Origin of the sequence: Staphylococcus sp. GDY8P85P, assembly GCF_017892405.1 — a bacterium.
Lineage (GTDB): Bacteria > Bacillota > Bacilli > Staphylococcales > Staphylococcaceae > Staphylococcus > Staphylococcus borealis.
The window spans coordinates 26,552-49,458 of record NZ_JAESLA010000047.1 but is presented as its reverse complement, the minus strand read 5'-3'; the positions used below and the strand labels follow the sequence as shown (position 1 = coordinate 49,458).

At 34.1% G+C, this 22,907-nt stretch carries 22 protein-coding genes and 1 pseudogene; 12 read left to right on the top strand and 11 right to left on the bottom strand.

Going from position 1 to position 22,907, the window contains the following annotated elements; translation table 11 throughout:
- Positions 1 to 63: 63 nt before the first annotated feature.
- The 4 genes from lepB (KA828_RS10375) to KA828_RS10360 form a co-directional block, all read right to left on the bottom strand.
- Positions 64 to 636, bottom strand: a complete 573-nt coding sequence (gene lepB / locus KA828_RS10375) for a signal peptidase I (protein ID WP_053029760.1) — start codon at positions 634 to 636, stop codon at positions 64 to 66.
- 14 nt (positions 637 to 650) lie between these two features.
- Entirely contained in the window at positions 651 to 1,175 is a 525-nt protein-coding gene (lepB, locus tag KA828_RS10370) for a signal peptidase I (protein WP_075108695.1), read from the bottom strand.
- Positions 1,176 to 1,179: 4 nt separating this feature from the next.
- Positions 1,180 to 1,752, bottom strand: a complete 573-nt coding sequence (locus KA828_RS10365; protein WP_075108694.1) for a TVP38/TMEM64 family protein — start codon at positions 1,750 to 1,752, stop codon at positions 1,180 to 1,182.
- A gap of 350 nt (positions 1,753 to 2,102) precedes the next feature.
- Positions 2,103 to 3,434: a glucose-6-phosphate isomerase gene (locus KA828_RS10360; protein WP_053029766.1), complete on the bottom strand. Its 1,332-nt coding sequence runs from the start codon at positions 3,432 to 3,434 to the stop codon at positions 2,103 to 2,105.
- Between the two features lie 332 nt (positions 3,435 to 3,766).
- On the opposite strand from KA828_RS10360, the gene KA828_RS10355 reads away from it, so the two are divergent.
- The 3 genes from KA828_RS10355 to KA828_RS10345 all read left to right on the top strand — a co-directional run bounded on the left by KA828_RS10355 (position 3,767) and on the right by KA828_RS10345 (position 7,493).
- The gene (locus tag KA828_RS10355; protein ID WP_075108693.1) at positions 3,767 to 4,969 is read left to right on the top strand and encodes an argininosuccinate synthase; all 1,203 of its coding nucleotides are present in this window, start codon (positions 3,767 to 3,769) and stop codon (positions 4,967 to 4,969) included.
- Complete coding sequence (gene argH / locus KA828_RS10350; RefSeq protein ID WP_075108692.1) at positions 4,962 to 6,350, top strand: argininosuccinate lyase; 1,389 nt, start codon at positions 4,962 to 4,964, stop codon at positions 6,348 to 6,350. Before KA828_RS10355 ends, argH begins: the two co-directional genes overlap by 8 nt.
- Before the next feature lie 180 nt (positions 6,351 to 6,530).
- The gene (locus KA828_RS10345; RefSeq protein ID WP_210126175.1) at positions 6,531 to 7,493 is read left to right on the top strand and encodes a glycerophosphodiester phosphodiesterase; all 963 of its coding nucleotides are present in this window, start codon (positions 6,531 to 6,533) and stop codon (positions 7,491 to 7,493) included.
- Between the two features lie 178 nt (positions 7,494 to 7,671).
- Here KA828_RS10345 and KA828_RS10340 read toward each other — a convergent pair whose 3' ends face one another.
- From KA828_RS10340 to KA828_RS10320, 5 genes are all read right to left on the bottom strand, one after another.
- Positions 7,672 to 8,916, bottom strand: coding sequence for a Glu/Leu/Phe/Val family dehydrogenase (locus KA828_RS10340; protein WP_210126174.1), 1,245 nt, complete (start codon positions 8,914 to 8,916; stop codon positions 7,672 to 7,674).
- Positions 8,917 to 9,023: 107 nt separating this feature from the next.
- Positions 9,024 to 10,214, bottom strand: coding sequence for an ornithine--oxo-acid transaminase (locus KA828_RS10335; protein WP_210126173.1), 1,191 nt, complete (start codon positions 10,212 to 10,214; stop codon positions 9,024 to 9,026).
- A 406-nt stretch (positions 10,215 to 10,620) separates the two neighbouring features.
- Entirely contained in the window at positions 10,621 to 11,748 is a 1,128-nt protein-coding gene (locus KA828_RS10330) for an NADH-dependent flavin oxidoreductase (protein ID WP_210126172.1), read from the bottom strand.
- Positions 11,749 to 11,948: 200 nt separating this feature from the next.
- Positions 11,949 to 12,329, bottom strand: coding sequence for a S1 domain-containing post-transcriptional regulator Ygs (gene ygs / locus KA828_RS10325; RefSeq protein WP_053029779.1), 381 nt, complete (start codon positions 12,327 to 12,329; stop codon positions 11,949 to 11,951).
- Positions 12,330 to 12,604: 275 nt separating this feature from the next.
- Positions 12,605 to 13,201, bottom strand: a complete 597-nt coding sequence (locus tag KA828_RS10320) for a peptidylprolyl isomerase (protein WP_053029781.1) — start codon at positions 13,199 to 13,201, stop codon at positions 12,605 to 12,607.
- Between the two features lie 68 nt (positions 13,202 to 13,269).
- On the opposite strand from KA828_RS10320, the gene KA828_RS10315 reads away from it, so the two are divergent.
- From KA828_RS10315 to KA828_RS10275, 9 genes and pseudogenes are all read left to right on the top strand, one after another.
- Positions 13,270 to 13,650 (top strand): kinase-associated lipoprotein B, encoded by a 381-nt coding sequence (locus tag KA828_RS10315; RefSeq protein WP_075108687.1) that lies wholly within the window; start codon positions 13,270 to 13,272, stop codon positions 13,648 to 13,650.
- A gap of 133 nt (positions 13,651 to 13,783) precedes the next feature.
- Positions 13,784 to 16,195, top strand: coding sequence for a Na+/H+ antiporter subunit A (locus KA828_RS10310; RefSeq protein WP_210126171.1), 2,412 nt, complete (start codon positions 13,784 to 13,786; stop codon positions 16,193 to 16,195).
- The gene (locus KA828_RS10305) at positions 16,176 to 16,604 is read left to right on the top strand and encodes a Na(+)/H(+) antiporter subunit B (protein ID WP_053029785.1); all 429 of its coding nucleotides are present in this window, start codon (positions 16,176 to 16,178) and stop codon (positions 16,602 to 16,604) included. Before KA828_RS10310 ends, KA828_RS10305 begins: the two co-directional genes overlap by 20 nt.
- Complete coding sequence (mnhC1, locus tag KA828_RS10300) at positions 16,604 to 16,945, top strand: Na+/H+ antiporter Mnh1 subunit C (RefSeq protein ID WP_053029787.1); 342 nt, start codon at positions 16,604 to 16,606, stop codon at positions 16,943 to 16,945. Before KA828_RS10305 ends, mnhC1 begins: the two co-directional genes overlap by 1 nt.
- The gene (locus KA828_RS10295) at positions 16,938 to 18,437 is read left to right on the top strand and encodes a Na+/H+ antiporter subunit D (protein WP_210126170.1); all 1,500 of its coding nucleotides are present in this window, start codon (positions 16,938 to 16,940) and stop codon (positions 18,435 to 18,437) included. The genes mnhC1 and KA828_RS10295 overlap by 8 nt, the downstream gene beginning before the upstream one ends.
- Positions 18,437 to 18,916, top strand: a complete 480-nt coding sequence (locus KA828_RS10290) for a Na+/H+ antiporter subunit E (RefSeq protein ID WP_075108684.1) — start codon at positions 18,437 to 18,439, stop codon at positions 18,914 to 18,916. The genes KA828_RS10295 and KA828_RS10290 overlap by 1 nt, the downstream gene beginning before the upstream one ends.
- Positions 18,916 to 19,206 (top strand): Na(+)/H(+) antiporter subunit F1, encoded by a 291-nt coding sequence (locus KA828_RS10285; RefSeq protein ID WP_070855116.1) that lies wholly within the window; start codon positions 18,916 to 18,918, stop codon positions 19,204 to 19,206. The genes KA828_RS10290 and KA828_RS10285 overlap by 1 nt, the downstream gene beginning before the upstream one ends.
- Positions 19,184 to 19,540, top strand: a complete 357-nt coding sequence (locus tag KA828_RS10280; protein WP_070855117.1) for a Na+/H+ antiporter subunit G1 — start codon at positions 19,184 to 19,186, stop codon at positions 19,538 to 19,540. Before KA828_RS10285 ends, KA828_RS10280 begins: the two co-directional genes overlap by 23 nt.
- Before the next feature lie 169 nt (positions 19,541 to 19,709).
- Positions 19,710 to 20,875 (top strand): annotated as a pseudogene (locus KA828_RS10275) (NAD(P)-binding domain-containing protein).
- Between the two features lie 209 nt (positions 20,876 to 21,084).
- On the opposite strand, the gene KA828_RS10270 reads toward KA828_RS10275, so the two are convergent.
- Positions 21,085 to 21,462 (bottom strand): PaaI family thioesterase, encoded by a 378-nt coding sequence (locus KA828_RS10270; protein ID WP_075108682.1) that lies wholly within the window; start codon positions 21,460 to 21,462, stop codon positions 21,085 to 21,087.
- 23 nt (positions 21,463 to 21,485) lie between these two features.
- The gene (locus tag KA828_RS10265) at positions 21,486 to 22,805 is read right to left on the bottom strand and encodes a Na+/H+ antiporter family protein (protein WP_075108681.1); all 1,320 of its coding nucleotides are present in this window, start codon (positions 22,803 to 22,805) and stop codon (positions 21,486 to 21,488) included.
- Positions 22,806 to 22,907 lie beyond the last annotated feature (102 nt).

Genomic DNA, 22,907 nt, shown 5'->3' with positions numbered 1-22,907 from the left:
GAATCTCTATAACATTCCATTACCAGCCTTGATAGGTATATATTAAATCATTAGTCAATGCCTTTATTTATCGTTGTCAGGATTAAAATTAAACTTAAATTCACTGAATGGCCAAAATCTAAATGATACTTTACCTACAATTTGATCTTTATCGATTAACCCGAATGCTCTACTATCCTTACTTACTTCTCGATTATCACCTAAAACTAAATACTTATCTTTAGGTATAACATTAGATTTAGGATTGGCATTTAGTAAATCTTTCGTTTCAAATGAACCCGTAATATATTCTCCTTGTTTACGCTTTTCATTGTAATCAAGGTACGGTTCATCTATCTTTTTACCATTCACATATAGTTTGTCATCTTTGTAAACAACACTATCTCCCGGCACGCCAATAACACGTTTTACATAGTCGTCTTGTTGATTCGCATGAAAAACGATGACGTTCCCTTTTTTAATGTCTCCAACTTTGTATCCTAAAATATTGACCATAACGTGTTCGCCATCTTTTAATGTTGGATCCATAGAATCGCCTTTAATCGTATATGACTTAGCGACGAAGTTTACCATTACCCATACTAGTAATAAACCTACCGCTATGGCCACAATCCATTCAACTATTTCTTTTTTCACTATTAACACCTCATCTACTTATTAAATTGATAGGTAAATTCTTTAAATGGATAATATTTCAAACTAACATCTCCAACAATATCGTCTTTATCTATTAATCCATATCTACGTGAATCACTGCGTTTATCACCATTATCATTTAAAACAAAATATGAATTTGGTGGAATAATATCACCATCAGAATCATGTAAATCTCTTATCGCAAAATTATTAATATCTCTATTTTTAGCATAAAATTTGTCAACTTGTCTATCATCTCTATACAATTCACCATTTCTGATTTCTATAGATTCACCAGGTTTACCCACCAATCGACCAAAGTGCAATTGATTATTTTGGCGATACATGATGATATCACCATCATCCAATAAGTTAAAGGTGATTTTTATTTTATTAACAATGACGCGATCACCTTTATTTAAAGTGGGAGACATATCGTTAGTTTGAACGACCGCACTTTTAATGATGAACATTTGTATAAAAATGACAAAGAGACAAGCAAATAGTAATGCTACTACCCAACTTGCAATTCTACGCACGTTGTCACTCCTTGTCCGAACCCATAAAATAGCCTTCTACTTTCTTACCAATAAACCATAATGCTATCGTTATCATTATTATCATGACTGCTCTAAAAGGATGTGTAAAAAAAGTTGTTACACTTTTTCCCATAATTGCCAAAAATGTGATAGAAATAAGCTTAGAAACAAGTAAAATCATAAAATAATATTTCCCTCTAATATGAGACAAACTAGCTACAAAATTAACAAGTGTATTAGGGGTAAATGGAAAGCACATCAAGATAAATATAGGTACCAAACCTTGTCTATCAATAAAATGAATTAATCTTTCGACTGATCGTCTTGATTTAATTCGTTTCATAAAGTTGGCATTCACAAATTTTCTACAGAAGAAGAAGACAGTGTAAGTACCTGCTACAACACCTAACCAACTCACAATCGTACCTGCTAAAAAGCCATACGCATGAACACATAAAATAACATACAATGTTAATGGAAGCACTGGTACAATGGCCCTAAAAAATAATATGATAAACCCAGCTAAATAACCAAAACCTTGTAATAAATCAAACCATTGTTCAATTTGATGAAACACAGTTACATCAAATCCTTCCTATTAAATTAACAGTCATTATTTCATAGAAATATTGTACACTGTTTCATTTATAAATCTACCTCTATGGTTACAAATCAGTCATAGGTAGTAGTTAGAACTCATTCCTTAGCTTTAATATAAAGGTATATAATAAAAAGGGAGTGGAACAGAATTCTTTTAAATTCGTCGTCCCACCCCCGCAAGGATGACTAGAATTGAGAAAAGCTTGATTTAAGCGCCTTCTCAGTTCAGTCAGCTACTGCGAATTTGCAAAATAGCTTCATTATATTATTTTTGTCCCGGACTCTTCTTAATATATATTTAATTTAATCAATGAGAAGATTAGCGTATTATAGACGTTCTTCTAACGCTTTCTTCTTATCTTCATATCCAGGTTTACCTAATAACGCGAACATGTTTTGTTTATATGCTTCAACACCAGGTTGGTTGAATGGGTTAACACCTAATTGATATCCGCTCATTGCGCAAGCTAATTCAAAGAAGTAAACGACATAACCAAATGTTTCTTCATCTAAACGTGGTATATTCACAACTACGTTAGGTACGCCTCCATCAGTATGTGCTAATAATGTACCCTCAAATGCTTTCGTATTGACTTCATCAATTGTTTTTCCTGCTAAGTAATTCAATCCGTCTAAATCATCACTATCTTCTTCAATTGTAAGATCGTGTTTAGGGTTGTTTACTTTTACAACTGTTTCAAATAAGAAACGACGTCCTTCTTGAACATATTGACCTAATGAATGTAAGTCCGTTGTATAGTTTGCGCTTGATGGATAAATACCTTTAAAGTCTTTACCTTCAGACTCACCGTACAATTGTTTCCACCATTCATTGAAATATTGCATTGATGGCTCATAGTTAATCAACATTTCAGTTGTATATCCTTTACTATATAAAATGTTACGGATTGTCGCATATTGGTACGCAATATTTTCATTTAAGTTGTCTGATGATAATTCTTTACGCGCTTTGTTTGCACCAATCATAATTGATTCAATATTAATGCCAGCTGTTGCAATTGGTAATAAACCTACAGCTGTTAATACTGAATAACGGCCACCTACATCATCTGGTACAACAAATGTTTCATAACCTTCATTATCAGCCAATTGTTTTAATGCACCTTTAGCTTTATCTGTAGTAGCAAAAATACGTTTTTTAGCTTCATCTTTACCATATTTTTCTTCAACTAATTGTTTAAACAGTCTGAATGCTACTGCAGGTTCTGTAGTTGTTCCAGATTTTGAAATTACATTCACAGAGAAATCTTTATCTGATAAGTAATCTACTAATTCTTTAGTGTATGTTGATGATAAATGATTACCAACAAATACAATTTCAGGATATTCATTTGAATTTCGGAATGAAGAAGTTAACATTTCGATAGCAGCACGTGCACCTAAGTATGAACCTCCAATACCGATAACTACAAGTACATCTGAATTTGATTTAATGCGTTTTGACGCTTCAACAATTCTTGAAAATTCTTGCTTATCGTAATCTTCTGGTAGATTGACCCAACCTAAGAAATCACTACCTGCACCAGTACCTTCATGAATCGTTTTATGGATAGTTTTAACGATATCTTGTTGTTGATCAATTTCATGTTGACCAAAGAATTCTAATGCTTTGCCATAATCTAATTGAATATGAGTCATTTTATAAAAGCCTCCTGTATGTCCTTGTTGATTTAATTTTACTAACTTTATGCTATCTATTCAATTGACATGACTGACTATTCACATATTTTCAAATTAATTCAACAATTTTAAGACATTTTCTAATAATTCAAAAATGAATATTTTATAAATAAAATAATAATGCTGAAAATGGGTCATGTTGCATTATATCCTTTAATTCAATGCAATTCATTATTATATACAGATTTCAAAATTTTGTATATTTATGTAAAAAAATGGTTTTATTTTCATTTGATATCTGTTAGTATTAATTTATATCAATTTTCAGAAAAATTATGAGGTGAATTTTAATGAAAGAGAAAATCGTATTAGCATATTCAGGTGGATTAGATACAAGTGTTGCCGTTAAATGGCTTATAGATAAAGGCTATGATGTTGTAGCTGTATGTTTAGATGTTGGTGAAGGTAAAGATTTAGATGTCGTTTATTCTAAAGCATTAGATATGGGGGCAGTTGAGTGTCACATTATTGATGCAACGAAAGAATTTAGTGATGATTTCGTAAGTTACGCTATCAAAGGTAATTTAATGTATGAAAATAGTTATCCACTCGTATCGGCGTTATCACGTCCACTTATTGCGAAGAAATTAGTTGAGATTGCAGAGAAAACGAATTCAATAGGTATTGCGCATGGCTGTACTGGTAAAGGTAACGACCAAGTTCGTTTCGAAGTTGCTATTAAAGCGTTAAACCCTAATCTTAAGACATTTGCGCCAGTTAGAGAATGGGGCTGGAGTCGTGAAGAAGAAATTGATTATGCTATCAAACATAACATCCCTGTTGGCATCAATCATGATTCTCCGTATTCTATCGACCAAAACTTATGGGGCAGAGCAAATGAATGTGGTATTTTAGAAGATCCATATGCTGCACCACCTAAAGACGCTTATGACTTAACAGCAGAATTAGAAGATACACCAGATACACCAGATGAAATCATTCTTTCATTTAAAAATGGTATTCCTGTTCAATTAAATCATAAAGATTATGACCTAGATCAATTAATTTTAACTTTAAATGAATTAGCTGGGAAACATGGTATTGGACGTATCGACCATGTTGAAAATCGTCTAGTTGGTATTAAATCTCGTGAAATATATGAAACACCTGGTGCTGAAGTTATCTTAAAAGCACATAAAGCACTTGAGACATTAACCTTAACTAAAGATGTAGCTCATTTTAAACCAGTAATAGAGAAACAATTTGCTGAACAAACATATAATGGCTTGTGGTTCTCACCTTTAACAGATAGCTTAAAATTATTTATCGATAGTACACAACAATATGTTGAAGGTGATGTCAGAATTAAACTATTTAAAGGTAATGCAATTGTTAATGGAAGAAAGTCTCCATATACTTTATATGATGAAAAATTAGCAACATATACTAAAGAAGATGCATTTAATCAATCAGCAGCTGTAGGTTTCATCGATATTTATGGTTTACCTACTCAAGTCAATGCTTATCTTCATGGAGGTTATAGTAATGAGTAGTAAAGCATGGGGTGGCCGTTTTCAACAACAACCTGAAGATTGGGTCGATGAATTTAATGCGTCGATTGATTTCGACCAAACATTGTTAGATGAAGATGTTCAAGGTAGTATTGCACATGCGACCATGTTAGCTAATCAACATATCATTTCGCAAGATGACAAAGAAGCTATCATTAATGGATTAAAAGAGATCCAACAAGATTTCTATAATGGTAAGCTTGATTTTAAGAAGTCACTCGAAGATATTCATTTAAACATCGAACATGAACTCATTCAACGCGTTGGTGACGCCGGAGGTAAATTGCATACAGGTCGTAGTAGAAACGACCAAGTTGCCACTGATTTGCATTTATATGTAAAAAAAGAAGTCCAAGAAATCCAAACACTTATACGTTCATTCCAAACATCCATTCTTAACCTAGCACAATCACATGTCGACACTATTATGCCAGGTTATACGCATTTGCAACGTGCACAACCCATTTCATTTGCACACCATGTTATGACGTATTTCTGGATGCTTGACAGAGATTATTCACGCTTTGTCGATAGTATGAAACGTATTGATATTTCACCATTAGGTGCAGCAGCATTAAGTGGTACCACACACCCTATTGATAGACATGAAACGCAACAGTTATTAGGATTCGGCTCAGTTTATGAGAATAGTTTAGATGCAGTAAGTGATCGTGATTATATTATTGAAACACTGCATAATATTTCATTAACAATGATTCATTTATCACGTTTCGCTGAAGAAATTATATTTTGGTCAACAGATGAAGCGAAATTCATCACACTATCTGATGCATTCTCTACTGGTTCATCTATTATGCCTCAGAAGAAGAATCCTGATATGGCAGAACTTATTCGTGGTAAAGTCGGACGTACGACAGGCCATTTAATGAGTATGCTTGTCACACTAAAAGGTCTACCACTTGCCTATAATAAAGACTTACAAGAAGATAAAGAAGGTTTATTTGATTCAGTGCGCACAGTAAAAGGATCATTGCGGATTTTTGAAGGTATGTTAGATACAATGACTGTCAATACAGACCGTCTCAACGAAACCGTACATCAAGACTTTTCAAATGCAACAGAATTAGCCGATTATTTAGTAGCTAAAGATGTGCCTTTTAGAACAGCGCACGAAATTGTTGGAAAAATCGTCTATGAATGCATTCAACAAGGTATTTATTTATTAGATGTACCACTTGCGCGTTACCAAGAATTAAATGCAAACATTGATCAAGATGTTTATGATTATCTTAAACCCGAAAATTGTCTTAGCCGTAGAAAAAGTTATGGTTCTACAGGTCAAGATGCAGTACGCCATCAACTTAACGTTGCTAAGAAAGTATTAAATAACGATACCTTATAAAGGCTTGGAATGGGGCAGAGTTCATTCATTATTCTGCCCCACTCTAGCCTTTTTTGTTAACATTATTGAGTGAATTTTAACTATTTAATAATTATTTTAAGCTTTTGAAAATTCACTTCCTTTCATAAATATGCTTTGCTAGATTTTAACTGTAACTTTAACTGTGAAAGGATGAGTTTGTTGAGAGCAAAGAAAAAAGGTATCATTTCAAGTCTAACTATAGTTACTTTAGGGTTAGCGATTATACATACGCCTGTTGAAGCAAGTGGTAGTGCGATCTCAAATACTATAACGCCGAACCAATCTAGTACTTCTACACCTCAAGATAATCAATCACAATGGACAACCAATTTAACAGGAGAACGCTACACTACTATTGCTCATCGTGGCGCAAACGGCTATGCACCAGAGCATACATTTGCAGCCTATGACAAAAGTCACAATGAGTTAGGTGCTTCATATATTGAAATTGATCTACAACGTACCAAAGATGGTCATTTAGTCGCCATGCATGACGAAACAGTTGACCGTACAACGAATGGCTCAGGACGTGTCGAGGATTACACTTTATCGGAATTAAAGAAGCTCGACGCTGGTTCACCTTTCAATGAACAACATCCTCAATTTGCTAATGATCGATATAAAGGTGCTACAGTTCCAACATTAGATGAAATTTTGACACGTTATGGTACAGATGCCAATTATTATATCGAAACAAAGCAGCCTGATGTTTATCCTGGCATGGAACAACAACTTTTAGACACACTGGACAAACACAATATGCTTACTTCTAACGCGCTTCAGCATGGTCACGTATTGATACAATCATTTTCAGAAGCGAGTTTATTAAAAATGCATCAACTAAATGCGAATGTGCCATTAATTCGTTTATTAGACAAAGGCGAATTAGCACAACAAAGCGATGCCGATTTACAACGCATTCGTTCTTATGCAATTGGTGTAGGTCCTGAATATAGTGATTTAAACGAACGAAATACAGCGCATTTAAAAGACCTCGGCTTTCTTGTACACCCATTTACTGTCAATGAAACGGCTGATATGCAGCGTTTAAACCAATATGGTGTTGATGGTGTGTTCACTAACTATGCTGATCAATATAAAGCAATCAGTGTTCAAAAATAAAAGTATGACTATGGTTCATAAATTAATAATTTAGAGAATAACAAAATAAACGCTATCGCTTGTTTTTGTATCAAAACAAACGATAGCGTTTTAATTATAGGCGCTTCATCAAATGGGACTGATGACTAAATTCATCAGTCCAATTTATTATGGCGCCTAATTATATTGATATTATGGCTTAAGCCCAACCACGATAGCGTGCTGCTTCAGCAGTACGTTTAATACCGACAATATAAGCCGCAAGTCTCATATCGATTTTTCTATTCTGAGCTAATTCATAAATCGTATCAAAAGCATCTACTAATTTTTCACGTAATTTATCGTTTACTTCTTCTTCAGACCAATAATAACCTTGGTTATTTTGTACCCATTCGAAGTAAGATACTGTTACACCACCAGCACTTGCTAATACATCTGGTACTAATAACACACCGCGTTCAGTTAAAATGCGCGTTGCTTCAGGTGTCGTAGGTCCATTTGCAGCTTCAACAACAATATCCGCTTTAATATCATGCGCGTTATCTTCAGTAATTTGGTTAGAAATAGCAGCTGGTACTAAGATGTCACAGTCTAATTCGAATAATTCTTTATTAGAAATTGTATTATCGAATAAGTTTGTAACTGTACCGAAGCTATCACGACGGTCTAATAAATAGTCGATATCTAAACCTTCAGGATCATGTAATGCACCATAAGCATCAGAGATACCTACAACTTTCGCACCCATGTCATATAAGAATTTAGCTAAGAAACTACCTGCGTTACCAAATCCTTGAATAACTACGCGAGAACCTTTAATTTCTTTACCACGACGTTTAGCTGCTTGTTCAATTACGATAACTACACCTAATGCAGTAGAACGGTCGCGTCCTTGTGAACCACCTAAGACAATAGGTTTACCTGTGATGAAACCTGGTGAGTTAAATTTATCTAATGCATTGTATTCATCCATCATCCAAGCCATTATTTGAGAGTTCGTAAATACGTCTGGTGCTGGAATATCTTTAGTAGGACCAACGAATTGAGAAATTGCACGTACATATCCACGTGATAAACATTCAACTTCATGAATACTCATTTGACGTGGGTCACATACGATACCACCTTTACCACCACCATATGGTAGGTTGACGATACCGCATTTTAAAGTCATCCACATAGATAATGCTTTAACTTCTTCTTCATCAACTTCAGGGTGGAAACGTACCCCACCTTTAGTTGGACCGACAGCATCGTTGTGTTGTGCACGATAACCTGTAAATGTCTTAACCGTACCGTCATCCATGCGTACTGGGATACGAACTTGTAAGAATCTTAATGGTTCTTTGATTAAATCATACATACCATCGTCAAATCCCAATTTGTGTAAAGCTTCTTTAATGATACTTTGTGTAGAAGTCACTAAATTATTATTCTCAGTCATGATCACTTTCGCCTCTTTTTAACAAATGATTTCGCTTTCATACATATTGTAACACATGTCTTTGCTTTTTAAAGGGTTTTCAAAATGAATGTTACAACTTTTTGAACTTAGTTAAATACGCTTCTAATTCTGTCTAATGCATCGTCTAATTCTTCCTTAGAAATAACTAAAGGAGGTGCAAAACGAATCACCGTATCATGTGTTTCTTTACATAATAGGCCTTTTTCTTTTAATGCCTCACAGAATGGTCTAGCACTTTCATGTAATTCAACTCCAATAAAGAGGCCACGACCACGTACTTCTTTAATAGCTGGGTGATTAATTTTTTGTAATTCAGATTTAAAGTATTCCCCTAATTCATTTGAACGACCAGGTAAATCTTCATCTAAAATAACATCTAATGCAGCAATTGAAACCGCACAAGCTAATGGATTACCACCAAACGTAGAACCGTGTGAGCCAGGCGTAAAGACGTCTAATACTTCATTGTCAGCTAACACTACTGAAATTGGTAATACACCACCGCCAAGTGCTTTACCTAAAATATAAACATCTGGTTTAACATTATCCCAATCAGTCGCAAATAGTTTACCAGAACGTCCTAAACCAGCTTGGATTTCATCGGCAATAAATAGAATGTTATGTTCGTCACATAATTCTCTGATAGCTTTCAAATAACCTTCAGGTGGAATATTAATACCCGCTTCACCTTGAATTGGTTCGACTAAAATAGCAGCTGTATTTTCATTAATTGCTTCTTTTAATTTATCAACGTCACCGAAATCCACCTTACGGAAACCATCTAATAACGGACCATATCCACGTTGGTATTCAGCTTCTGATGATAAAGACACAGGTGCCATCGTACGACCGTGGAAGTTACCGTTGAACGCAATAATTTCAGCTTTATCTGGTTCAAGACCTTTAACATCATATGCCCAACGACGTGCAGCTTTTAATGCAGTTTCAACTGCTTCTGCGCCCGTATTCATTGGTAATGCTTTATCTTTGCCAGCTAACTTACATACTTTTTCATACCATTCACCTAAATTATCACTGTGAAACGCTCGAGAAACTAAAGTAACTTTATCAGCTTGATCTTTAAGCACTTGAATAATTTTAGGATGACGGTGACCTTGGTTTACAGCTGAATAAGCTGAAAGCATATCCATGTATTTATTACCTTCTGGATCAGTTACCCAAATACCTTCCGCCTCTGCTACAACGATTGGTAGAGGTACATAGTTTTGTGCTCCATAGTGGTTTGTTAATTCAATAATTTGTTCTGACTTAGTCATAATATCTCCCCTTTGCTTAATTTATATTAAAACTAATGGCCATACGTTTGCGGCTTTCGATGCTATATACATTGAGGATATGTGCAAAATTAATAAGAGCATGAAATGATTAAATATTACATCATATATGCCCTTTGAATCTAAGTGAAAGCCCTTACAGATATAATGACATATCTCCCAATAAATTTACAAGCAAAATATTAAAAATTTTCCGATAAATAAAATACTTCAATATTTGTCATATTAAAAAAACAGGTTAAAGCAAATGTCATTGCCATAACCTGTTTCAACTTGTCATATCATTAAATTGAATAACGACACATGACTTAACATATCATGCACGCGCACCATTACAATATAATGCTAAGTCAACATTTCTTTATAAAGACGAACCAATCGTTCATACTTATTTATCTTTACGAGGTAAAGGATAAAAGCCTTCGTTAAATTGATTCCATAAATTAGGTGTTAATCCATGTTTATCTTCGCGATTTGGGTCAAATTCTGATAAAACTTGATTTTCTTTACCTTCTTGAATTTTGCTGATGAAATTATAATCTAATAGTATTTCACGACCTAGCGCTACAAGTTCAACTTCTGTTGACTCAATCGCATCTAATGCATCATCAGCTGTAAATACTGAACCTACACCAATGACAGGCATACGACCATTAACCCATTGATGGATTAATTTCAATCGTTCTTGTCCAGCATACTTACCTTCTCTTGTTTTTGAATGAATATCGCCTAAAGAAATATGAACATAATCAATGGATTTTTCAGTAATTGTATGGATTAGTTGTTCTGTAATTTCCATAGTAATACCTGGTGATTCTGCTTCTTCAGGAGAAAGGCGATAACCGACGATGAAATCATCATTTGCATATTGTTCCTTGGCATTTAATACCTCATCTATAACAGCAGTTGGAAATTTCATGTGGTCAGACCATTCATCATTTCTTCTATTATAATATGGAGACACAAATTGATGGATTAAATAGTGATTGGCACCGTGAATCTCTACACCGTCAAAGCCAGCTTCAATGACACGTCGTGTAGCTTCACCAAAATCTTTGATAGTTTGTTCAATTTCTTCTGGTGTGATTTCTCTAGCGGCATGTTCTTCTGTTTGTCCGAAGCTTTTTAATGTGACTGGACTTGGCGCAACCACATCTCCATTTGGTGTTAAATTAGGTAAAGCTTGGGCACCGCCATGGTGGATTTGAACTAATGCTTTAGCGCCATTTTTCTTCATTGCGTGCGCTAAACGTTTGAGTCCTTCTATATCTGAATCACGTGCAACAGAAGGTTGTCCCGGAAAAGCTTTACCGATATCGTTAACATTACTTGCAGCATTGATTGCTAAACCTACATCTTTAGAACGCTTTTCAATATACGGTATTTCAACATCTGAAATCGTACCGTCATCATTAGATGAAATATGCGTCAATGGTGCTAAAACAAAGCGATTTCTCAATTCAACTCCGTTAGGTAATGTGACTGTTTCAAATAATTTTTCGTATTTATTATTCATAAGTAAGTCCTTTCCATTTTTATTATGACTAGACTATAGCACGAAGAAATCATCTTCCACCAATATTTTGCTTGCATGTGCATGCATACATATACATAGCACCTTACTTAGAAACGAGTTATCACACTTATAAACGAAGATACTAAAAAAGCTAGCGTTATATGTAACATATAACGTTAGCTGAGCGTGTTAACAGTCAATCAATTATTACGAATCGCACGTTTAGACTGTTTAATCCAGACCGGTAGGCGTTCTTCAAGCGTTTGAAACCCATACTTTTCTGTTTCTTTAATTTCATCTAATACTGACTGCTTTTCTTTTTTTCGTTCATAATTCTTAAAGTAATCATTATCTTTAAGAGACAAATTGAGTTTTCCTTCATCATCAATTGATAAAATTTTTGCTTTAACGATTTGTCCTTCTGATAGAAATTTTTTTAAATTGTGGACATAATCATCCATAATTTCTGAAATATGGATAAGTCCTTCAGTATGGTCAGGGGTCTCAACAAAAGCGCCATACGGTTGAATGCCAGTCACACGCACTTTAATATGCTGACCTGCTTTATAGTGATTATTCAACTTGATAACCCCTTACTTCGATTTACTTAACATAATTATAATAGCATAAATCACAAACTTGGACTAACTATAAACCAATAAAAATCCACATTTTTTCAATAATATTATACGCCTACTGACGATTATGACTTAAACGTTCGCATTTAAATGCGTCCTATGACTATGCTAACTTTTGCTGCGACGTTGACATTAGATTCAAATACGCATCTCATAAAAAAGCGAATCGACATCAACCGCCGACTCGCTAGACAGAACTTTTATTGTATAGCCACTGATTATTTATCTTCTACATCAATAGATTCAATGACTACATCATGTACAGGTTTATCTTGTGCCCCTACTTTCGTATTTGCAATATCTTCTAATGTTGCTTCACCTTCGATAAGTTGACCAAATACTGTGTGTTTTTGGTCTAACCAAGGTGTCCCACCATTCTCAGCATAAGCTTTAGCAATTGGTTCAGGCCAACCACCATCTACTAATTGATTCACCATAGATTCAGGTACTTCTTTCATTTGTACGACAAAGAATTGTGAACCATTTGTGTTTGGTCCTGCATTTGCCATTGAAAGTGCACCGTATAAGTTGAAAGCTTCTAATGAGAACTCATCCTCGAATGAGCCACCATAAATACTTTCACCACCCATACCAGTCGCTGTTGGGTCGCCCCCTTGGATCATAAAGTCATTAATGACACGGTGGAAAGTAATACCATTGTAATAACCATTTTTCGCATGTGTCACAAAATTTTCAACTGTTTTCGGTGCGATATCTGGGAACAGTTTAAATGTCATATCGCCTTTATTTGTATGCATAACTACTTTAATTTCATTATCTTGTATTTCTTTGTTTAGTTGTGGATAGTTAGTCATTTCAATTCTCCATTCATGTTATGATGATATAGATACATCTTAACACATTTGAAAGGAAGTAATATAGCATGTTATATCGATTCTCACATAAGACGGGTGCTTATGGTGTCACAATTAAAGAAGAGAATGATGATCAAGTTCTCGTCCAAGTCGAACAAGTGATTAAACATCCAAAACAAGGTGACTTACATAACCCAGGTCAAACGGAAGGTGTCTTTTTCCATGAAAGACGTGCTTTAAGTCATTATGAGAAACGTTATGCAACACGTTCGCAATTACGTGAATTTAATGTAGAAGCAATGCCTTATGAAGCGTCATTGCAACAAGCCATTACAAAAATGGAAAATGATTTAAAACAACAGGATACAGAATTTTCAAAATTAGCATTAACTAATCTTGAAAATCTAAAAAATGACTACTCAATTCAATATAAACAAAAATTTTTATAGGAAATTTGAACGTGTTTCTTCTTATTTAACAAGTTCCGAAAAATCGCTACCCGTAAGCGTTATCGTCGTTTTTCAGAACAATATGATTCATGTATAATATATTTCATAAATATTTTTTAAGGAGGATAACATAGTGAGTTTGTTACATATTGCGGTCATACTACCGTTAATATTTGCACTCCTTATTCCAATTCTTTATCGATTCTTTAAAAAGATTCATTTAGGTTGGTTTGTATTACCTATTCCTGTTGTCTTATTTATTTATTTCTTATCTCATATTGCGACTACTCAGTCAGGTAATACAGTAATAAAAACATTAAACTGGATGCCTCATATAGGTATGAATTTTGATTTATACCTTGATGGCTTAAGTATTTTATTTAGTTTACTTATCACAGGTATCGGCTCATTAGTCGTCTTATACTCTGTCGGCTATTTAAGTAAGTCTGAACAACTTGGTAACTTTTATTGTTATTTATTACTTTTTATGGGTGCAATGTTAGGCGTTGTCCTTTCAGACAATTTAATCATTTTATATTTATTTTGGGAATTAACGTCTTTTTCAAGTTTTTTACTTATTTCATTCTGGAGAGAAAAACGTGCATCAATTTATGGTGCACAGAAATCTTTAATCATTACAGTGTTTGGTGGTTTAAGTTTATTAGGGGGATTCATTTTAATTTCTCTAGCTGGCGATTCACTTAGCTTACATGAACTCATTGCTAATGCTTCAGTGATTCAACATAGTCCTTTATTCACTTTAGCAATGGTACTCATTATGTTAGGTGCATTCACAAAATCAGCGCAAGTACCATTTTATATTTGGTTACCAGACGCAATGGAAGCACCTACCCCAGTGAGTGCATACTTACACTCAGCTACGATGGTTAAGGCTGGCTTGTACCTAGTAGCGCGTGTCACACCACTCTTTGCAATTTCTCAAGGGTGGATTTGGACCATTACATTAGTCGGTTTAATCACACTATTCTGGGCATCTTTAAATGCAACAAAACAACAAGATTTAAAAGGTATCCTTGCCTTTTCAACTGTGTCTCAACTTGGCATGATTATGTCAATGTTAGGTATTGGTGCTGTAAGTTATCACTTCGAGGGAAGTCAGAGTCAATTGTATATCGCTGGCTTTACTGCAGCAGTATTCCACTTAGTCAATCATGCTACTTTTAAAGGTGCGCTATTTATGATTACAGGTGCTGTTGATCATGTTACAGGTACAAGAGATGTTAAAAAACTTGGTGGCTTACTAACGATTATGCCTATCTCATTTACCATAACTGTTATTACAGCTTTGAGTATGGCTGGTATTCCACCATTCAATGGCTTCCTTTCTAAAGAGAAATTCCTTGAAGCCATGATTGAGATTTCTCATGCTAATCTGTTTAGCTTAAATACGTTAGGTATTATTTTCCCTATTTTAGCTATAGTGGGAAGTATTTTCACTTTCGTTTATTCAATCAAATTTATTACGTATATTTTCTTTGGTAAACATCAGCCGAATGCCTTACCAAAAAAAGCACACGAAGCTTCAATGCTAATGTTACTATCTCCAATCATTTTAGCTGTGCTCGTTATTGTCTTTGGCTTGTTCCCTGGATTAATAACACAATCTATTGTTGAGCCAGCTACAACTGCAATCAGTGGCATGCAGAATGTGAATGCAGAATTCCATTTATTCCATGGTATTACACCTGCGTTTATTTCAACATTAATAATTTGGGTAATCGGTATTCTATTATTACTCACATTTAGTTATTGGATTCGATTATTGCACGCACAACCAACACGTCTTACATTGAATCATTGGTACGATTCAACTGGAAAATATTTACCTAATTATTCAGCGAACATGACGAATAGTTATGTAAATGGTTATGTTAGAGATAGTTTAGTCATAATATTCGGCATGCTTATCGTCGTTACGATTGTGACATTATTAAACGTTCCATTTGATTTTAATTTTAAAGATATTAATAATATTCATATTTATGAAATTGCGATTTTAATATTATTAGTCATCGCAGCATTTATGGTTGTCATAGCGAAATCTCGTTTATTTAGCGTTATTATGCTCGGTGTCGTCGGATATTCAGTGTCCGTGCTATTTGTATTTTTCAAAGCACCAGACCTTGCATTAACACAATTCGTAGTAGAATCTATTTCAACAGCACTATTCTTGTTATGTTTCTATCATTTACCGAATTTAAATCGCTATAATGAAACGCGATCATTTAAATTAACGAATGCACTTATCTCTATAGGTGTAGGTCTAGTAATTATCATCTTAGGCTTAATTGCATATGGCAACAGACATTTTACGTCTATCGGAGAATACTATAAAGCACATGTTTACGATTTAGCTCATGGTAAGAATATGGTAAATGTCATCCTTGTTGACTTCCGTGGTATGGATACATTATTCGAATCATCTGTATTAGGTATTGCCGGTTTAGGTGTATATACAATGATTAAATTGCGTCGTAAACATCAATCAAGTGAGGTGAAACGTGATGAACAGACAGAACAATAATTTAATGTTTCAATATGCTGCTGTTATTATCGCTTTTCTAATCGCCTTATTTGGTGTCACATTATTCTTCGCAGGACATTACACACCAGGTGGCGGTTTCGTAGGTGGCTTACTATTATCATGTGCACTAACAATCATTGCAATTGCATTTGATATTAAGACGATGCAAAAAGTATTTCCATGGGATTTTAAAATTCTAATTGGTATTGGCTTATTATTTTGTGTTGGCACACCATTAGCGAGTTGGTTCTATGGTCAAAACTTTTTCACGCACACAGAATTTAATATACCGTTGCCCCTACTTCAACCTGTGCATATGAACACGCCTATGTTCTTTGATTTTGGCGTGCTATGTGCAGTAGTTGGAACGATCATGACAATTATTATAACGATTGGAGAGAGCGAATAGTGGAAATAATCATGATATTTGTATGTGGCATCCTCACTTCAATTAGTGTCTATCTCGTTTTATCTAAAAGTTTGATACGTATTGTTATGGGGACAACATTAATTACACATGCATCCAATTTATTTTTAATTACAATGGGTGGATTAAAACATGGCGAAATGCCCATCTATGAAAAGGCGATTAGTCAATATGTTGATCCTATCCCCCATGCATTAATACTTACGGCAATCGTTATCGCGTTTGCGACAACTGCCTTTTTCTTAGTGTTAGCATTTAGAACTTATAAAGAGTTAGGTACAGACAACGTAGAAAGAATGAAAGGAGTGTTAGATGATGATTGAAAATAATTTAGTCGTCCTTTCATTAGTCGTACCTATTTTTACAGCAATTATATTGGTCTTTTTAGGACAACGTTATCGTGCAAAACGATATGTCACGTTAATCGGTTTGTTGCTTACATTAATCGTTGCGATTATAAATTTATATAATGTTTATGTTCACGGACCACTAAAAGTAGAATTAGGTTCTTGGCCTGCACCCTATGGCATTATCTTTTTACTAGATAGTTTCAGTGCAATGTTAATTGTGACTAGTATTATTATTACTATTTTAATTACTGCGTTTTCGTTTACAACTGCAGGCATCGATAGAGAACGTTATTACTTCCATTTCTCTATCACATTTATGTTAGTCGGTATTATCGGCGCATTTACAACTGGTGACATTTTTAACTTATTTGTATTCTTTGAAGTTTTCTTAATGTCATCATACGCACTACTCGTACTTGGTGGTACGCGAATCCAATTGCGTGAAACAGTTAAATATTTATTGGTCAATATTGTTACTTCAACATTCTTTGTGATGGCGGTTGCGATTTTATATTCTATCGTTGGTACGTTAAATATGGCGGATATTAGTGAGAAGTTATCTACATTATCTAATACTCACGGTGGGCTCTTAAGTATTGTCTTTATTTTATTTATTTTCGTATTTGCAACTAAAGCTGGTGCCTTCCCTATGTATGTATGGTTGCCAGGTTCATACTATGCGCCACCATTTGCAATTATTGCATTTTTCGGTGCTTTATTAACAAAAGTTGGTGTATATGCGATTTTAAGAACATTGAGCTTGTTCTTCCACGATACAATGAGTTTTTCACATTATACGATTTTATTCTTAGCCTTATTAACGATCATATTTGGTTCGGTAGGTGCCATCGCCTATGATGACACTAAAAAGATTATTATTTATAATATCATGATTGCTGTAGGCGTTATCTTAGTTGGTGTAGCTATGATGAATGAAGCGGGTATTATAGGTGCTATTTACTATACAATCCATGATATGTTAGTTAAAACTGCCCTATTCTTACTTATCGGTGTAATGTATCAAATTACGAAATCAACCAGTCTTAAAGACTTTGGTGGTCTTATCAAACACTATCCGGTGCTTGGATGGACTTTCTTCATCGCAGCACTAAGTTTAGCTGGTATACCGCCATTAAGTGGTTTTTATGGTAAATATTACATCGTACAAGCAACCTTTGAAAAAGGCTTTTATGTCAGTGGCCTTATTGTATTACTTTCAAGTTTAGTAGTACTCTATTCTGTTATTCACATTTTCTTGAAAGGCTTTTTCGGAGAACCAAAAGGATATGAAGTTACGCAAAACGTTAATGTTAAACAAGCAACTACAATTTCTATTATAGCTGTCATCATTACCGTTGTATTTGGATTATCTGCTGATCTATTATATCCATTAATATCTGAAGCGGCTCAATCATTTTATGATCCTAGCGTCTATATCAAGAGTGTCTTAGGAGGTAGATCATAATGGCGATTCAAATTATTTTAAACTTCATCTTAGCTTTTATTTGGATTTTCCTAAGTGGTAGCTATACATTAAATAACCTCTTACTCGGATTCATACTAGGACTAGGATTGGTATATTTATTTAGTAGAATATTACCAGGAAGATTTTATTTAATTAAAGTTTATAAGATTTTAAAATTGGCAGTTGTATTTTTCGTAGAATTATTAAAAGCCAATATTGATGTATTAAAGATTGTTCTACAACCTAAACTTAAAAATGAACCAGGTTTCTTTGTATATCACACTGATTTAAAAACAGATTGGCAAATCGTATTATTATCTAATCTAATTACTTTGACACCAGGAACAGTCGTATTAGGTATTAGCGATGATAGAAGAAAAATATACATTCACTCTATAGATTTCAGTACAAAAGAAGAAGAAATTGAAGGTATAAAATCTTCATTAGAGAAAGTAGTTAGAGAGGTGGGCGAAGACTAATGGTAAAAATCATTATGATGATTGCTTTAATTATTGTTGCCCTATCAATGTTAGCGATGTTTACACGTATTATCAAAGGTCCTACATTAGCTGATAGAATTTTAGCACTTGATGCAATTGGTTTACAATTAATGGCATGTATTGCGCTATATAGTATTTTTATGGGGGCGGAATATCTACTCGTTGCCATTTTGTTAATTGGTATCTTGGCCTTTCTAGGTACAGCAGTCTTCTCAAAATATATGGATAAAGGTAAGGTGATTGAACGTGATAACGAACATCGTCACTAGTTTGGCAGTTATCTTTGTTATTTTAGGAGCAATTATTAGTGCTGTTACAGCTATAGGCATTATAAGATTGAAAGATATTTATTCACGAGGCCATGCTGCTGGTAAATCAGCAACTTTAGGTGCTATTTTCCTTCTGTTTGGTACATTCTTATACTTTATTGCTACTGACGGATATATTAATATGCAATTGATTTTTGGTATTCTTTTTATCCTTGTAACTGGCCCACTCTCAAGTCACTTAATTATGAGAGCAGCCTATAATAATAAAACACCTTACACTAAAGATACAAAAATTGATGAACTTAAAAATGAATTTAAAAATAAAAAGATATAACTCAAGGTCCTAACAAAACAAAGGCTTGGTTTACTTCTAATCATAAACGCGGGTACGAGATAGAATTCAAAGTGATTGCTATCTTGTACTCGCTTTTTATTGTCTAATTAAACTAGATATGCTATCATAAATCGTAATTATTACGTTTTATTGAGAAAGAAGTGTTACTATGCATTGGACAATTATCGGTGGTGGCATACAAGGTACAACGATTGCAATTCAACTTAGAGCTTTAGGATTATCTCAAGATGATTTAAGTATTATCGACCCTTATTCATCACTCTGTGAACAATTTAATGATTTTTCACATCGTATCAGTATGCCCTATTTACGCTCTCCTATTGTACATCATATTCATCCTAACCCATTTGATTTAAAGCAATTTGCTAAAATGCAACAATATACTCATGCTACATATGGTCAATATCAACGTCCACAAACTGATATGTTTATGCATCATGTTCATGAGCAAGTACATCACTATGATTTAAATGAAAGTCATATTCAAGGATACGTGAAATCTTTAGCAAGAAATGATGAACAATGGCAAATTCAATTAAATCATAACCAAGTTATTCATTCAGATTGTGTGATATTAGCAAATGGATGTACGCATCAACCTTATATTCCTGATATTTATCAACACGTTGATAATGCATGCCATATTTTTGATACGTCTTTTAATTCAAGTATGTATGAACACAGTTCGCACGTTGTTGGTAGTGGTATTTCTGCTGCACATTTAACTTTGAAACTAATCAATCAATCCCACGATAAAGTAGTTCATTTGTGGATGAATAAAGATATTGACATACAACATTTTGATGCTGATCCAGGTTGGCTTGGCCCTAAAAATATGAGTCGTTTTTTAAATATTGATTCTTCTATAGAACGAATGTCTATCATACAACAAGAACGACATAAAGGATCAATGCCGAGAGAACTCTATCTACGACTAAAAAACATGTACAGTCTGGACGTCTTATCATTCATAAAGATACAATTGAATCAGTTGATCAACATCATATTCACACACAACATTCAACTGATCCCTATGATTTTATTTTATTAGCAACTGGTTTTAAATCTACACTATTACAACAACCTATGATTCAATCATTAATTACAAATGAACATGCACCACTAACACGTTGTGGTTTTCCTTCCATTAGCTCTGAATTAGAATGGTTGCCACAGTTATTCGTATCTGGAGGTTTAGCTGATTTAGAGCTAGGGCCATTTGCTAGAAATATTATGGGTGGACGTGAAGCAGCTCAAAGAATTAAACAAGCCTATCAACGTTTATCAGATCAACATATCCAAAAACATGCATAATTTAATTAGACGTAAGTATTAACATACCAACACTAGGGATTGGGAAAATTTTTAAAATTCGTCGTCCCACCCCCAACAAAAACGCAGACGTAGAACAGAATTCATCATGAATTCATCGTCCTACGCCTGCGTTCTTTTCTTAGTCAAAAGCTTTTATAATGAAAGTATTTCAAACGATACTTAATTGAACTTAAGTAGAATATGTGCTTTTATTGCTTTAACGGTTTAATACCAATCGTTCCTCTCATAATGCTAATCAGCTGTCCTTGTTCACTGTTTATTTCTACATTCCACACTTGAGTCGTACTTCCCTGATGGATAATTGTTGCTGTAGCAATCACACGACCTTCTTTAACTGAATGGATATGATTCGCATTCATTTCCAGCCCCAGCGGTATAAATGACTTAGTATCTACTAAATGAGCAGCACCTAATGAACACGCTGTTTCACCTAAAGCAATTGAGGCACCACCATGCAAGTAACCAAATGGTTGTTTAACTTTATCCGTCACTGGCATAGAAATAACTACACTACCTTCTGACACTTCTTCTATCTTCATTTCAAACGTTTCTAATAAGTTCGTCATTTCTTATTTCACCTCATATACACTTATAATATCATAGCTGCAATCGTGCCAAATATCATTAAAGGTATATTATAGAACAAGAAGTTAGGTATACATGTATCACGTATGTGATCATGTTGTCCATCCACATCTAAACCAGCTGTTGGTCCTAGTGTAGAATCACTTGCTGGTGAACCTGAATCACCTAACGCACTTGCCGTACCAACTAAGGCGATTAAAGCCATCGTATTTAAACCTAGTGAAGCACCAAGTGGAATAAATAAAGTGGCAATAATAGGAATCGTTGCGAATGATGATCCAATTCCTAAAGTTACAATTAAGCCAATGATATACATAATAATAATACTGATTAATTTATGACCACTAGAAATATCAGTCAAGCTTGATACTAATTTTTCGATATCACCAGTCGCATTCATTACACCAGCGAACCCATTCGCTGAAAGAATAACGACACCAATAAATGACATAATTTTAATCCCTTCAACAAATTGGCTGTCTAATTCTTTCCATTTATAAACTCCTGAAACAAAGAATACAAGAACACCCGCTAATGCGCCAAAAATCATTGAATCTGTAAATGTTTGTACTAAGAACGTAGCTAAGATAGCAACGATAGTAACGACGAGTACGTATGGTTTAATTTCTGTAGTCGCATTTTCATCTTCTACATACGTTTCAGTTTTATATTCACGTGGTTTACGATAATAAATCATACCTAAGATTAATCCAACGATATAACCAAGTGAAGGAATCAGCATAGCTTTCCAAATCATATTAAATTCGATAGGATGATGTGCTTTTTGGAAACCACTTTGAATGATTTGATGGAAAATTTGACCAAAACCATAAGGCAATAATACATAAGGCCAACATAAACCAAATCCGATGACTAAACCAATAAGTCGTCTATCCATCTTCAAATCATTAAATAAACTTAATAATGGCGGAATAACAATTGGAATAAAAGCAATGTGAACTGGAATGAGGTTCTGACTCATTATACTCATCGCAAGCAATGCTACGATAATAATAACTTTTACTTTGATTCTTGAAAGTCTACTATTCTCAGAGTGAATTGCACGAATAATCTTAGTTACAAGATAATCTGTAATACCACTATAAGAGATTAATGCAGCAAACCCACCAAGTAATGCATAACTTAATGCTACCTCAGAACCATCTACAATATTTTTACCAAATACGCTAATGACCTTTTCAATACTCATACCAGAAATGAGACCGCCTACGAGTGCACTAATAAATAAACTTATCACTACATTCAGTCTACATAAACATAGAATAATCATTAATAGCACAGCAATAACAACTGCATTTAACATAACAACACATCCTTTATCTCTCTACCGAACTAAAGTATTTTATATGTTTTTTATCTTACCAAGTAGTTAAGACGATGTCAATGTAAGATTACATTCAAATTT